13 protein-coding genes are annotated in these 14,641 nt (G+C 46.2%); 2 read left to right on the plus strand and 11 right to left on the minus strand.

Annotation, left to right across the window (positions count from 1 at the left end):
- Positions 1–3: 3 nt before the first annotated feature.
- The 7 genes from greA to Cabys_RS12955 form a co-directional block, all read right to left on the minus strand.
- Positions 4–474: a transcription elongation factor GreA gene (gene greA, locus Cabys_RS12925; protein WP_006926509.1), complete on the minus strand. Its 471-nt coding sequence runs from the start codon at positions 472–474 to the stop codon at positions 4–6.
- 187 nt (positions 475–661) lie between these two features.
- A complete protein-coding gene (locus tag Cabys_RS12930) occupies positions 662–2,833 on the minus strand; it encodes a RelA/SpoT family protein (protein ID WP_169833716.1) in 2,172 nt (723 codons plus the stop codon).
- Between the two features lie 33 nt (positions 2,834–2,866).
- Entirely contained in the window at positions 2,867–4,297 is a 1,431-nt protein-coding gene (gene dnaB, locus Cabys_RS12935; protein WP_006926511.1) for a replicative DNA helicase, read from the minus strand.
- 541 nt (positions 4,298–4,838) lie between these two features.
- Entirely contained in the window at positions 4,839–5,639 is an 801-nt protein-coding gene (locus tag Cabys_RS12940) for a uracil-DNA glycosylase (protein WP_006926512.1), read from the minus strand.
- Positions 5,636–6,697, minus strand: a complete 1,062-nt coding sequence (locus tag Cabys_RS12945; protein WP_006926513.1) for a phosphopantothenoylcysteine decarboxylase domain-containing protein — start codon at positions 6,695–6,697, stop codon at positions 5,636–5,638. Before Cabys_RS12945 ends, Cabys_RS12940 begins: the two co-directional genes overlap by 4 nt.
- 1 nt (position 6,698) lies before the next feature.
- Positions 6,699–7,259, minus strand: coding sequence for a guanylate kinase (gmk, locus tag Cabys_RS12950; RefSeq protein ID WP_006926514.1), 561 nt, complete (start codon positions 7,257–7,259; stop codon positions 6,699–6,701).
- A gap of 9 nt (positions 7,260–7,268) precedes the next feature.
- Positions 7,269–8,144 carry a YicC/YloC family endoribonuclease gene (locus tag Cabys_RS12955; RefSeq protein ID WP_006926515.1) on the minus strand — a complete coding sequence of 292 codons (876 nt, stop codon included), beginning with the start codon at positions 8,142–8,144 and terminating at the stop codon, positions 7,269–7,271.
- 448 nt (positions 8,145–8,592) lie between these two features.
- Between Cabys_RS12955 and Cabys_RS12960 the strand changes: the two genes are divergently transcribed.
- Entirely contained in the window at positions 8,593–10,260 is a 1,668-nt protein-coding gene (locus Cabys_RS12960; protein WP_006926516.1) for an Rqc2 family fibronectin-binding protein, read from the plus strand.
- Positions 10,261–10,273: 13 nt separating this feature from the next.
- Complete coding sequence (locus Cabys_RS12965) at positions 10,274–11,548, plus strand: tetratricopeptide repeat protein (RefSeq protein WP_006926517.1); 1,275 nt, start codon at positions 10,274–10,276, stop codon at positions 11,546–11,548.
- Here the strand turns inward: Cabys_RS12965 and Cabys_RS12970 are convergent.
- Genes Cabys_RS12970 through Cabys_RS12985 form a run of 4 tightly spaced genes read right to left on the minus strand, consistent with a single transcriptional unit; the run spans position 11,525 to position 14,547 of the window.
- Positions 11,525–12,508 carry a PorV/PorQ family protein gene (locus Cabys_RS12970; RefSeq protein ID WP_006926518.1) on the minus strand — a complete coding sequence of 328 codons (984 nt, stop codon included), beginning with the start codon at positions 12,506–12,508 and terminating at the stop codon, positions 11,525–11,527. The two genes, Cabys_RS12965 and Cabys_RS12970, sit on opposite strands and share 24 nt — an antisense overlap.
- Positions 12,509–12,527: 19 nt before the next feature.
- The gene (locus Cabys_RS12975) at positions 12,528–13,106 is read right to left on the minus strand and encodes a diacylglycerol/polyprenol kinase family protein (RefSeq protein ID WP_006926519.1); all 579 of its coding nucleotides are present in this window, start codon (positions 13,104–13,106) and stop codon (positions 12,528–12,530) included.
- Positions 13,103–13,774 (minus strand): ribulose-phosphate 3-epimerase, encoded by a 672-nt coding sequence (gene rpe / locus Cabys_RS12980; protein ID WP_006926520.1) that lies wholly within the window; start codon positions 13,772–13,774, stop codon positions 13,103–13,105. Before rpe ends, Cabys_RS12975 begins: the two co-directional genes overlap by 4 nt.
- 2 nt (positions 13,775–13,776) lie before the next feature.
- Positions 13,777–14,547 carry a PASTA domain-containing protein gene (locus tag Cabys_RS12985; protein WP_006926521.1) on the minus strand — a complete coding sequence of 257 codons (771 nt, stop codon included), beginning with the start codon at positions 14,545–14,547 and terminating at the stop codon, positions 13,777–13,779.
- Positions 14,548–14,641: the final 94 nt, after the last annotated feature.

Genomic DNA, 14,641 nt, shown 5'->3' on the forward strand with positions numbered 1-14,641 from the left:
CCATTAAATTTCGATGGACAGGATTTTGTACTTTAACGTGCCGGCTGGAACGGTAATTTCAACTTCTTCGCCTGCCTTTTTCCCTAAAAGGGCTTTCCCCACAGGCGAGGCGACGGATATCTTATTCTGCCTGAAGTCGGCCTCTTCTGCCGAAACCAGGGTGTAAGTTATTTCGCGGTTCTTTTTTAAATCCAACAATTTAACGGTATTTAAAATTGAAACCGTTTCCGTGCCCACTTCTTCCTCGCTAATCACCTGAGCGCGCGATAGTTTGCTCTCCAGCTCCTGTACGCGGCTTTCCACCATGGCCAGTTCTTCCCGGGCGGCATGATATTCTGCATTTTCTTTCAGATCGCCGTGTTCACGGGCAGTTGCCACTTTTTGAGAAATTTGAGGCCGTATTTTATATTTTAACTCGTGCAATTCCTTTTTTAGTTTTTCCAGGCCCTCTTTTGTCAAATAGATGTAACTCAAAGCCACTCCTTTCACGTTATTTCAATTTCAGAAAAAGAAAGGGAAACCGTCGTGTCAGTTTCCCTTAAAAATGATTGCGGATGTCACCTGTCAAACCTAATAAAGAGACAGGCTCATTTCAAATCTTTTTAACACAAAACTCAAACAATGCTCCAAAATTGTTACGAAATATTAAAAGCTCTTTTCTTTAAAATGGTTCCGTTTCAATGGAAGAAGAGATATCTTCCACGCGTTCCACAGAAAATACGCCGTTAATTTTGCGAATGGCGTTAATAATTTTGGTTAAATGTTGCAGATTTTTTACTTCAATATCCAGAATACCCCTGGCGTACATCTCTTCCACGTGGAAGCTGGCATTAAAAATATTAATATCCAGTTTGGCAATAACGGTGGTAATATCTTTCAACAAATTTTTACGGTCTTCGCCGACAATCGAAAGTTGTACCTGAAACTTCTGATCGCCTTCGGTGTCCCATTCCACGTCAATAATTCGTTCTTTTTCTTTGTACAATTCGACCATATTTTTACAATCGGTGCGGTGAATGGTAATGCCTCGTCCCCGAGTTAAGTAGCCAATAATTCGATCGCCTGGCACGGGCTGACAGCAACGGGCAAAGTTAATAAGCATATCATCCATGCCGTGCACTTTAATGCCAGAATCCCCGCGCGCCCTTTTAAGAAATTTGACAAAGAAACTCTCTTTTTTCGGCGGTGGCGGCTGCTCCGGAAAGAGTTTGCGTTCCAGGTTTTCGATCATAAACTCACCGCGTCCAATGGCCACCTTCAGGTTTTCCAGATTCTGAAAACCGATTTTAGGCAATGCCTGCTTAACGATTTCTGAATCTTCTGTCAATCGGTGTTTTTTCAGAAAACGGTTTAAGATTTCCTCGCCCATTTTCAGGGTTTGAGCCATCTGCTCCTCGCGCAATACCTTGCGGATGCAGTGCCGCGCCTTGCTGGTTTTAACGAACGACAGCCAGTCCTGATTCGGCTTTTGATTTTGCGAGGTAATAATCTCTACCTGCTGCCCGCTTTTAAGTTCGGTTTTTAAAGGCACTATTTTGCCATTGATTTTGGCGGCAATACAGTGGTTGCCGACGCTGGTGTGCACCGCATAGGCAAAATCAACCGCCGTTGCCCCGCGCGGTAGTTTAAACAGATCGCCCCGCGGAGAAAAGACAAATACCTCGTCCTGGAATAAATCGATCTTTAAATCTTCTAAAAAATCGCCAGGATCCGAGCTGGAAATCTGACGTTCGAGCAAATCTTTGATCCAGTTCAAATGTTCGTCAAAACGCGTACGTTCCAGGATGCCATGTTTATAACGCCAGTGGGCGGCAATGCCGTCTTCGGCCATGTAATGCATCTCTTCGGTGCGGATTTGAATTTCGACCATTTTTCCATCCGGCCCAACGATCGTGGTGTGCAGCGATTGGTAACCGTTTATTTTGGGCGTGGCAATATAATCTTTAAAACGATCGGAAACGGGCATGTAAAGACTGTGCACAATACCTAACACATAATAGCACTCTTCGATTCTCTTAACGATGATGCGAATGGCAAACAGATCGTAAATTTCTTCAAACGGTTTATTGCGCACCTTCATTTTATTGTAAATGCTGAAAAAGGACTTTGGCCGGCCGACAATCCTGGCTTCAATATTGTGCGCTTTTAACTCCTTTTCAATGGGCTCCTTAACGCGTTGAATGTAATTTTCGCGTTCTTTCTTGGTCGCTTTTACTTTTTTTCTGATGTCTTTATAAACCTTGGGGTCGAGATATTTCAACGAAAGGTCTTCCAGCTCTGTTTTAATACGGGCAATGCCCAGTCGATGCGCCAGGGGAGCATAAACGTCGCGCGTTTCAATGGCAATCCGCTCTTTTTTGGCATCCGGAACAGAATCCAGGGTGCGCATGTTGTGCAAACGGTCGGCGAATTTAATGATGATGACGCGAATATCATCGACCATGGAAAGCAACATTTTACGAAAGGTCTCGGCCTGACGCATTTCCTTGCTCTGGAAGCGCAAGCCGCCTATTTTGGTAACGCCATCCACCAGCCAGGCAATGCGCTCACCAAAATGCTCTTCGATATATTTGAGGGTAATGTAGGTGTCTTCTACCGTGTCGTGCAACAGGGCGGCAATAATAGTCGGCGCATCCATGTGTAATTCGACCAAAATGCGCGCCACCTGCAAACAATGCTCAAAATAGGGCTCGCCCGATTGCCGCCGCTGCCGGGCGTGCGCTTCTAAAGCGACCCGGTAGGCCAGTCGTATCTGTTCTTCATCCACATCAGGATCGTAGGCTTTTATATCCCTGATCAGATCCTCAACCTGAGAATCATAAGTTTTCCGCAATCTTTGAATTAACGTTTTATCATTCATACCAAACTAAAAATCAGAAAGCGGCAAGGTTCCTTCATGAAAAATATCCGGGTCCGCAAACTTACCGTATTCTTTTAAAAAGGATAAACGAACGGTGCCCGTAGGGCCATTCCTTTGTTTTCCAATAATAATTTCACACATATTGTGCGTGGACTGCCCGGTATCTTCAAATTCCATGATCCCGTAGTACTCCGGCCGATAGACGAACATTACAACGTCGGCGTCCTGCTCAATGGAACCAGATTCACGCAAGTCCGACAATTGCGGTTTTTTACTTTTATCACGCGTTTCAACCGCACGGCTTAACTGAGAAAGGGCAAGCACCGGCACATCAAGTTCCTTGGCAATCCCTTTTAATGATCGGGAGATATGGGTAATTTCCTGCTGGCGGTTATCACCCTTTCCTTCCATCAACTGCAAATAGTCGATCACTAAAAGTTGAATATTGTGTTCAGCTTTTAAACGCCGGGCCTTGGCTCTAAGTTCAAGAACATTCATGGCCGGCGAATCGTCAATAAAGATGGGCGCCGTCATTAGTTTACTGGCATGCTCGGTCAGGCGATCCATTTCTTCTTTGGTAAATTTGCCGGTACGCACGCTCATGATATTTACTTTGGCTTCCGTACACAACAAACGCATGGCCAGCGAGTCCGAAGACATTTCCAGACTAAAAATGCCGACGGGAATGCCATGTTCGATGGCGGCATTGCGGGCGAGATTCAGCGCAAAGGCCGTCTTCCCCATACTGGGTCGCCCGGCAAGGATCACCAGATCCGATGGTTGCAAGCCGGCCGTTAATTGATCCAGCTTGGTATAACCGGAAGGCACGCCCGTAACGCCAGAAACACTGGAATGGTACAGCTTATCAATGCGTTCAAACGTACGATTGACAATGGGCTTGATGGAGTCGAAGCCTTTTTTCAAACGTTTTTCCGATATTTCAAAAATATTTTGTTCGGCAAAGTCCAGTAGCTTGTCGATTTCTTTTTCTTCCGAATAGGCTTCGTCGATGATTACGTTACAGGTTTTAATTAATAAACGCGTCAGAGCCTTGTTTTTAACTATTTCCAGATGGTATTGAATATTGGCCGAAGTAGGCGTACTATTTATGATCTCCGCCAGATAGACGTGGCCGCCGATTTCATCCAGGCTGCCCCATTGCTTAAGAATATCTGCCACGCCAAGCAGATCGATTTCTGCATCCTGTTCAAAAAGTTTGACCATGGCCTTAAAAATTAAACCGTGACTCTTTTTGTAAAAATATTCCGGCTGAAGATTCTCAACGGCCAGATTAACGGCCTCTCTATCTAAAAACATGGCGCCCAAAACCGCCTGCTCTACTTCAATGTTGTGAGGCATGGTACGCACCGCGTCAAGCGCGGTCATTTGTTCCGCTCGCGACTTTTGATTGGTTTGTTTGCTTCCGTTGTCTTTCAACATGCACCTCTTTTTCTAACCATTTGCCTTTGGGTCTAAAAATGATCTTTACTGCGAATTGTGAATGATTTAAGGATAAACAAAAAAGTACAAGACTTCAAAATTTTTTTTCGCTTTTTGAAGTCTCTGATTGTTTAAACTTTGCCGTGCTTTTAATGTCAATATATTTTCAAAATACCCAAAAGCAAATATTTTTATTTCGAGTTCGAATGCCATTCAACCTTCTAAAAGAGACAGGGTAAAGAGTGTAAAAGCTGATTAGTTGAATGGTTGAATGGTCGTCGGCCTGTTATTCCAAATCCCAACCCTGTCAGGATGAAGGCCAGCCCGTCGGAGTAGGGACGTAGGATTTCCATCCGTATTTTTTGACTAACCATGCTTTCTTAGGTCAACAGTACCTTCTGTCCAACGTTGCATTGGCCAGGAAATCCTTCGCCCTTACCGTTACATATTCACCGGCCTGTCACCAAGCAGCGATGAGCATACCTTACATCGTAGCGATTAATGGAGCACGGGGTGGACCTCCCTCTCTCCCAGACTTTTATTCTGGGACAGGGGAAATGAGGGGGTGAGGGCTATCCGATTCCCCTGTCCGGGCGTCTAAAAAACGTTTAATCTTTTTCAGGTCTTGCCAGGCTTTTTGTTTTAAAGCGGGATTGCGCAGCAAAGCCGCCGGATGGTAGGTCACAATAACCGGAATATTTTGATACTGATGGTCGCCCTCTCGCATCACGCCTAAGGGCTGTTCAAGTCTTAGTAATGACTGAGCGGCAAACCTGCCCAGCGCCACAATCAATTTCGGTTTGATCATCTGGATTTGTTTAATCAAATACGGTTCGCAACGGGCAATTTCTTCCGGCCTCGGATCGCGGTTATCCGGAGGCCGACACTTTAACACATTGGCGATGTACACGTTGTCGCGGCTCAGCCCAATGGAAGCGAACATCTTATCTAACAATTTGCCCGCCGCGCCCACAAAAGGCAGGCCCTGCTCGTCTTCTTCTCTGCCGGGCGCCTCGCCCACAAACATCACCTCGGCCTGCGCGTTTCCGTAACCAAACACAAAGTTCTTGCGCGTTTTGTGCAGTTCACATTGCTGGCAGTCTCTGATCTCTTCGTAAAAGGCCTGTAACTCCGGACTGGTTTGTCTGTATTGCACCGCGCGTCGGGAAATGTTTTGTGTTTGCGCATGTCCCTGCCGCCCCTTTTGCACGGCAGGACCGGAAGGTTCCGCAATGCTCACCCTTGCCACGGGATGGTCTAAAATGAGTTCGGAATCGTAAACCTGCCGATACCACCTAAAAAATTGTTCGATGTTTTCGATCAGCTCTTTTTCGTTCATACATCCTCTTTTAAGCGGGCAATGGTTTCCATTATTCTCAAACTTAATTGAAATTTATTCATTAACGGCCAATCCTGTATCTCCCCGCTTCTGCTCAACAGCTGCACTTTATTCGTTTCCTGACCAAAAGCCGCGCCTTTGTGTTTCGGATTGTTGATAATGATACAATCCAGCCCTTTACGTTGCAACTTTTCTTTTGAGTGTTCGATCTCTTTCTCCGTTTCCACGGAAAAGCCAATTAACAATTGCTGTTTCTTCCTGCGGTTGAGCTCAGTCAGGATATCTGTGGTTCTGGTTAACGACAGTTGCAGGCCTGGTTTTTCGCTCTTCTTTTTTATTTTTTGCGGACTGAAGGTAAGCGGCTTAAAGTCGGCAATGGCTGCCGCGCCAATGTAAACATCGCTTTGATCAAAATGTTTAAACACTGCTTCGGCCATTTGCTGCGCGGAACGCACATGAATGCATGATAAATATTTAGGTACGTTTAAGGCCGATGGCCCCAGAATCAAAGTAACTTCGGCCCCGCAAACAAAGGCCGCTCTGGCCAGAGCCAGGCCCATTTTTCCGGACGAGCGATTGGTGATAAATCGAACCGGATCGATGTCTTCGGCAGTGGGGCCGCCGGTGATTAACACGCGTTTGCCCGTTAAAGGCCTGGCGTGATTCAAATAGTAAACAAAATCGATCAAAGAAGGCACATCGCCCATGCGATAACCCAGCACGCTATGATCGCTGAGCGGCGTCCACAGTACGTCGTTTACGGCGCGAGGATACTCTACCGCCCTTTCTGCCGGAATAATAGGAAAAACGATATTTCCTTGCAAAGCATCGGCGGCAAAATCCAGAACGTTCCAGAGCAAAACCGTTGTCCATTCTTCATCAACGGGCGTGTCCGAATTCTGCAAGCGTATTTTACCGTGCAGGCGATTGAATATCCCGGCAACATGCGCATCTTTTGAGGAAAGCCGCACTTCCCATCCCTGTTTTAGCAGCGCGTCCAGCATAGGAAGGGCGAAAACGAGCTGTTGATCGGTTAAATCTTTTACAAAAACTTTCATGCTATTTTTCAGCCAGAATGATCGTTTCTATCTCTTTGATGGTTTTCTCTAAATCATCGTTGATCACAATGTAATCGAATTTTTCGGCCTGTTGATACTCGTACGGCAGGCGTGCCAGTCGTTTACGAATGGTTTCTTCGGTTTCTGTTTTTCGCTTTTTCAGGCGCTCGATCAGGACCTGTTCGGATGGCGGTTTTAAAAAGATCAAAATGGCCTGCGGATAATGTTTCTTAATGGACAATGCGCCATTCACATCAATATCAAACAAAACGGTTTTGCCTTCCGCCGTATGGCGTTCGACCACCTCTTTTAAGGTCCCGTAGTAATTTCCGTGCACCTGTTCGTATTCCAGAAATTTGCCCTGCTCAATATACTTTTCAAATGTCTCTTTGTCTAAAAAGTAATAATCCACACCATCCTTTTCATTGGGGCGGATGGGCCGCGTTGTGGCCGAAACGGAAATCACCGTTTCCGGATGTCTGGCGTTCAATGTTTTTACAATGGTCGTTTTACCGCCGCCCGATGGCGCTGAAAAAACAATGTACGGCGACTTAAACTTCATCTCTGCTCCTTATTCGATGTTCTGAACCTGTTCGCGTAATTTTTCGATCTCTTCTTTAATGGTTATTACTTTGTGCGAAATTTCCAGCATGGTGGTTTTGGAGTTAATGGTGTTAGCCTCGCGGTGCATCTCCTGCAAAATAAAATTCAGCCGCTTGCCAATGTCTCCATCATTTTCAACGGTCTGGTTGAACAATCCGATATGGCTTTTTAATCGTACGCACTCTTCGGTAATATCCACGCGATCGGACAGGATGGCCAGCTCCTGTTCCATTCTGCTGCGGTCAATGTTTTGTTCTTCGATTAACGACTGCACATTGCGATACAGGCGTTCAAATTCGGCCTTTACATTTTGCGGGGCGATTTCTTTTATTTCATCCACCAGCTCTTCAATTTTACGCATCCGCTGCCGCATGTCCCGCAGCAGATTGGCGCCCTCCTGTTCGCGCATGTGTATAAATTCTTGCGCCGCTTTTTCCAGCGCGCCTAAAAGCAGCGGCCGAATCTGGGTTTCGACTACCGATTCCAGATCCATGGCAAAAAGCTCCGGAAACATCAGCAAATGGGTTAATTTCAATTCATCGGCCAGCTTAAACCGTTCGCGCAGGGCGTTGAGTTGTTTTACCTTTTTTTCGGCTGCCTGCCAGTCCACAAACAGTTCGCTGCCGTTTTGCTGGCTTTGCTCCACATTAACATAAACGAATATTTTACCGCGAATTACCTTATTTTTTAGAAATTCACGCACCTGAATTTCCTCGGAGCTCAATTCTTTAGGCAAACGAACCGACAAATCCAGGAAGCGGTTGTTCACGCCTTTGATTTCCACTGAAACCATAAAGTATTCGTTGCTGAGCACGGCCTTGCCGTATCCGGTCATACTACGCATTCTTTTTTCTCTCTCCAGTTGTTGTGCGTTTGTTTTTAGTTTAAAGGATTACTTTCCCCACGGCACGGAAATGACACGGGCTGTGGGGTCGGTCGGGGCTGTCCCAAAAGTCAAAGACAATGTATTTTTTTTACATTTTTTCTTTCCCTCACCCCCATTAATTTCCCCTATCCCGAAAATCGGGAGGGGGGCAGGGGGTGAGGACTACTGTAAGCTTTTTCCTATCTTTGTATAATAATTCATTAGATGTCGCTTTTAAGACACCCTCTGACCCGAGGGGTGGCTACCCGCCCCTTCGAGCCGCGTAAATTTTTTTTACTATCGATTTATTCGTAAATTGTTCAGAACGCTTCACCGATCAACGGTCATTTACGCAAAACGCCGCATTGATTTGGTGAAACGCAAATAAGTAATTTACCGTGTTTGACCATTAAAAGCAAAAAGCTTAATGTTTAAAAATTATTACCTGTTTTCCGAATTGCTGAAGGAAATACAACCGGCAATTTCCGGGCAAAAAATCACAAGCGCGTTTACCTACCGTAAAGATGAGGTGGTTCTTGAGCTCGGCAACGACCAATTTATTTTAATCGGAATCGCTGCAAACGAGCCATATCTCCTTTTAAAAGCCGCGCACAACATCTCTCAGGCGCGCTATGCCCTGTTCGAAAAACTTTACGGACAAACCATCCGCAACGCCGGGCTGTTGAATTTTGACAAACATTTATTCATCGAAACGGAGAGTTATCGCCTGGAAGCAATTTTTTTCCCGCCGCATAACAACGTTTTTCTCCTTTCGGCTGACCGCCAAATCTTAAAAGCGTTCAAAGACAAAACAGAGTATCCTGCAAAGCTGCCGGAAACTCAGGAAAAACTCGATTTGCGCGCCATCGAGGCTTCTCTTTTAAACGATTTAATCGTAAAAAATCCGACGCTTAAGGTTCGCGGTTTTCTCCAAAACCACTTCGCCGCATTAAATAAAGTGATGCTGAATGAAATTCTCTTTCGCACGCAATTGGATCCGGAGCGACCGCTTTCCGAACTAAATGAAGAACAAAAAGAGCGCTTAATAACCGTTCTTCTTAAAATTAAAGAAGAGCTAACCGCCGGGAAGGCCTATCTTTATTTTGACAAAAATGCCGACCTCATCCGCTGGATTTCTTTAATCCGCCTGGAGCAGTTCCAAGAATCCTACGACTTTAAGGAATACGATTCGATTAATCAGGCGTTGGGCGTTTTTTATTATGAAAAGCGCGTACGGCAAGAATTCGAAAAGCTGAAAGCGCTTTGTAAAACGGCTCTGCAAAAACGGCTTCGCTTTTTAAACAGTTCGCTTGAACGTTTGAAGGAACACGCCGATTTGCGCAAACGAAAGACTGAAGCCGAGTTAAAAGGCAACTTACTGCTGACCTTTAAGAACGACATTCCCCCGGGCGCCAGAGAGGTTGAGCTCGCCAATATCTTTTCTGAACGACAGGAAAAGATCAAAATCAAACTGAATCCTTCCAAATCCGTCGTGGAAAATGCGCAGCGTTATTTCAACAAGTTTAAAAACGTCCAACACAATCAACAGGCGCTGCAAATTAAAATGGACACTTACCGCAGGGAAATGGAAGAGATCGACCAGCTTTTAAAACAATTAGAACAAATCAGAACTCTGCAGCGTTTAAAAAGCTTTAGTGATCGTCTGCGAGAGATGAAGCTCATTCAGGACGGCTCTGCATCGAATAAAAAAGCTGCGCCTGAAAACCTGAAATACGTTTTTAATCGATTGATCGTTGACGGCAAGTGGGAGGTGTACATCGGCAGGGACGGTAAAACCAACGATTTGCTGACCTTTCACTTTGCTAATAAGTGGGATATCTGGCTGCATGCCCAGGGTGTAAGCGGGGCGCATGTAATCATTCGCGTTCCTAACCGCAATCAGAACCCGCCGGCGCACATCATTGAGCAGGCCGCGAGGATCGCCGCCGCGCACAGCAAGGCCAGAACGTCCTCCACCGTGCCGGTCATCTACACGCAGGTTCGCTATGTCAGCCGCATTCGTAAAGCGCCGCCGGGTACGGTTAAATTCCAGAACGAAAAAGTCTTGTTCGTAACGCCAATGAACTTAAACTAACAGGAAAGGTAACATGTACAGAAAAATTTTTATTGTACTCGCCGCTCTGTTGTTGGTTTCCACGGCTTTAAAAGCCCAGAACAAGAATGATTTTCTCAACGAACAACTGGCTTTTTTGCAGCAAATGTACTTTGAAAACCAGGATCATGCCGACGACGATTTTCTGGTGGAACAATTCGAATTGTTTTTGAAAAAGCATCCTTTTTACCGGCAAAATGATCAGATTTTATGGATGTACGGCAATTTGCTGGAAAATAAAAAGCAGATCGCTCGCGCCCTTTTCCAGTATCTGAAACTTGGCGTGCTCTTTCCGAACAGCGCGCTGGCTACTGAGGCCAGAAACAGAATCCATCAACTGATCGATCAAAAAACGCCCATGTGCCTTGTCGATTGCCAGGAAGCGCTGGAGACCTACATCGATCAATCTCACTTCCATGAAAATCAGATTGAAGGTTTGTTCAGTGTTTTTAGTTTGATTTTTTCTCAGAATCTTTCCTGTTTCGATGAGCCGCTGCTCGAAGAACTAACGTTATTTGAACAGAGCTGTCACGAGTTTGATTTCTCGCAGGATTTACTGCTCTACTGGAAAGGCATACTACTCAAGCGCATGAAAAAGTACAGCCAGGCTTACGGTCACTTTAAAAAATTACAACATCTTTTTTCCCGCTCTTCCCTGCTGCCTTCCGCTTTGTTCGAAAGCTCGTTTATCGCCTATCGACATCTGAAGCGATTTACGCAGGCGCGCGACGGGTTCGTCCGACTCATCAATCACTTTCCGGACGACAGGCACAGTCCGCTGGCCCAATTTTATCTGGCGGAACTTTACGCCGAGAGTCTCGATTCATTAAACGCCGGCATTGACAATTATCGTCTTTTTTTAGACGCCTTTCCGCAGCATCCTTTACACGCGCAGGCCTTTAAACGCCTTACCTTTTTGTATTTAAAAGCGCAGCGATACGAAGAGGCCATCACGCTGATCGGATTAAATCTGAACCGCCATGCGGGGGATTCCAGCATGGTTGCGCTGGTGGATTCCATGGCCAATGTTTTTGAAAATACTTTCCAGAAATACGAGATGGCCGCCCGCTGTTATGTTTTGCTGGCCTCGCAGCTGCCGCCCGGCGAAAAGACGCCGTACTATTTGTACCGCGCCGCCAGAATTTATTACAAAAAGATGAAAGATCGAGCGCGCGCCGAAGATATCTGCAATCGTCTAACAGCAAACTTTGCGGACACGCCCTATGCAGAAAAGTGTAAGCTGCTTTTAAAACAACCGATCAAGAAATAGATGAACGGAAATGCGATGTACGTTTCCCAGTTCAGAAGCGTAATTGGTAAAGGCATAATCAAACGAAATTTTGGGGATGTTCAAACCGACGCCCGTATTAAAACGCTGTAAATCATCCAGGCCAAGGCGCATGCTGATTAGCTTTTTGTAGTTGACTTCCAGCCCCCAAAAAGAATCCACACTTAGCGGCCCCACGTTGAATTGGGCGGCGTAATCCCGGTTCTCCAACAGAAGCTGAAAATCGGCCGCAGGTTGCAGAATTAGCCCCAGACTCTGCCAGTCCAGCAAGTAACTCAGTCCCAGACGCAGCGAAGGCGCGATAAACTCTTTTTCGTTGGTGCTCCAGGCGATCATGGTTGTGGTGGCATCGCGCAAAATGGCGCCGATGGTTAGCCTATTGGTAAGGGCGTATTGCAAGCCCAGATCAAAGCCCAGGCCCAGCGCATTTTCGATGTTAAAATCGCGGTAAATCATTTTGGCGTTCAAGCCAATCGCCAGTCGTTCGCTGCGTTTGCGGGCAAGGGAAAGAAACAGGCTGTAGTCGCCGGTGTTAAACGTTTTGATCTTAGAATAGTCGACTTTGTTATCGGCTTCGTTAAAGGCCTGCCGACTGTCTTTGATGCCGTTGACCGTAAAATAGACCAGCGACAGTCCAAGCGTTGTGTTTTCATCAAGAGGATGGGAAAGGCCAATGTAATCGTGCTGGATGCTGCTGATAAATTGTTTGCCGTGCGTGAATTGCATTTGAAAGCCCGCAGCATTAATCAAACCGGCGGGATTCCAATAACTGGCGGCCACATCGTTAACCATGGCCACGCCAGCCCCGCCCATGGCAGAAATCCGACTGCCGGCGCCAATGGCCAGGAACTCTCCCGCGTACTTTTTGAATCCGCCGGCAAAACTCGTTTGAACCGTAAGTAACGCTAAAATCAGCGCCAAAAACAATTTATTTTTGTTCATCTTTACATCCTTAAATTTATTAGCCTAATGCCAGTAAAAATGCCGTTGCCAGAGGAATCACCAGATTATCGTCCATGTTCATGGGCAACAATTCAACGCCGGTTACAATAATGGCCACCACCAGGCCCCACCAGCTATAACTGGTAAAGATCAAAATAATGGCCGACGCGGTGAGATAAAAGGCCGCGCTGCCTTCCAGCGTTTTTTCCCAGAAGTAGTTTTTGCCGTAAAGCTGACCGACAATGGCCGCCAGCGGATCGGCCAGGGCAACGAACAACAAAGCCGGCACCGCCTGTTTTTCTTTAAACAAAATAACGGTAGCCGCCATTCCGACAAAGAGCATGGTTGCCCCGGTTAATCGGCGCTCTGTTTCCGCTTGTTTGAGCAGCTTACCAAATATATTTAAAAATATTTTTTTGGCAAGGGAAAATTTCAGTCGCAATAAATCCGCCGTTAAAAAACCCACCGCCAGCACAACCGTTAGCCACTTTACCGCCAGTTCATTGTGTGAATAGTGGTAATACAAGGGAATAAGGGCAGTGGCAAAATGGATGGCTTTTCGTTGCAGCAGCATCCGCAAAGAAAGCGTCTGGTTCACGCCTCTTCCCCACTGGTAGAGATCACCGATTTCAAGGCGCGGCAGGCCCTGGCGATATCGCCGTTGTTAAAGACCGAGCTGCCGGCCACCAGCACATCGGCCCCGGCTTTAAGCGCCTGTTTTGCCGTCCGCACATCAATTCCGCCGTCCACTTCGATTAAAAAATCCGCTTTGTATTCCGAACGCCATTGGTTTAACGTCGCTATCTTTTCAACGGCGTAAGGAATAAACGCCTGTCCGCCAAAGCCGGGATTTACCGACATCACCAGTACCAGGTCCACTTCTTTTAGCAAGTGTTGAACGGTCATTACCGGCGTGGCCGGATTAAGCGAAATACCCGCTTTACAATTTAGCGCCTTAATGCGCTTAACGGCCCGATCCAGGTGCCAGCAGGCCTCCTGATGAATGGTTAAATAATCTGCCCCGGCTGCGGCAAACCATTCCACAAATTGCATGGGATTGCTGACCATCAGATGGACATCCAGCGGCAGACGCGTGATCTTTTTTAAGGCCTTTACCATGGAAGGGCCAAAGGTCATGTTGGGCACAAAATGGCCGTCCATCACATCCACGTGGATTAAATCGGCGCCGTTTTTTTCGACCATTGCGATCTGCTCTTCCAGTTTCAGCAGGTCCGCAGACAGAATAGAAGGTGCCAGAAAAGCCACAATTACTCCTCGCGATTTTCGTTCATCGGTAGTTTACTGACCACTAATTTTACGCTCTGTATGTTTTCTATCGGCGTGCCGGATTTTACACTCTGGCTGAGTACGGTCTCCGGCAAAACGTCATCCCGCGTCTCATATTCGATTTGAATATCTTTAATGCCCAGCAACTGTAACTGTCTCTTGGCCATATTTAAGCTCTTGCCCGCCACATCGGGCATGACCTTTTGCTGCGGGTACGGGCCCAGGCTGATGGTTAAATCGATTTTAGTGCCTTTTTTAACCGGTTGACCCTGGGGATACGACTGGCCAATCACCACATTTTCTAAAGCCAGGTCGGAATATTCGTAATACAATGCGCCCAATTCCAGACCGTTGGCTTTTAGAATCAACTCCGCCTCGCGCGGTGATTTAAAGAACAAATTGGGCATGGTAATCGGTTTTTCGCCGATGCTGATGGTCAAATAGACGTGCCGCCCCTTTTTTACTTTACTGTATGCCGCCGGATTTTGCTCGACAACCGTTCCCGGCTCAAAATGTTCATCGTAAACGGAATCGGCAATCACCACGCCAAAGCCCTTTTCCTGCAGAATTTTTTTCGCTTCGTCTATTTTCATGGTTACGACATCGGGCAGCTCAAACTCTTCGCCCAACCGCACATACCAGGGCATAATCAGGTTGTCAAATAACAGGACAATAAATACAAAAGCAAAAAAGGCCAGAATAAATTTGGTTATTTTAAAACGAAAAATTTTTGTTAAGAATTCGGAGTCCATTTTACCAATCCATTGTTAATTGATTTTTAATTTAACAAGTTCAAGCCATTACCGGCAATTTTATTTGTTAGCGGCGCCTGAACGATTAAAAATC

Source organism: Caldithrix abyssi DSM 13497 (assembly GCF_001886815.1).
Lineage (GTDB): Bacteria > Calditrichota > Calditrichia > Calditrichales > Calditrichaceae > Caldithrix > Caldithrix abyssi.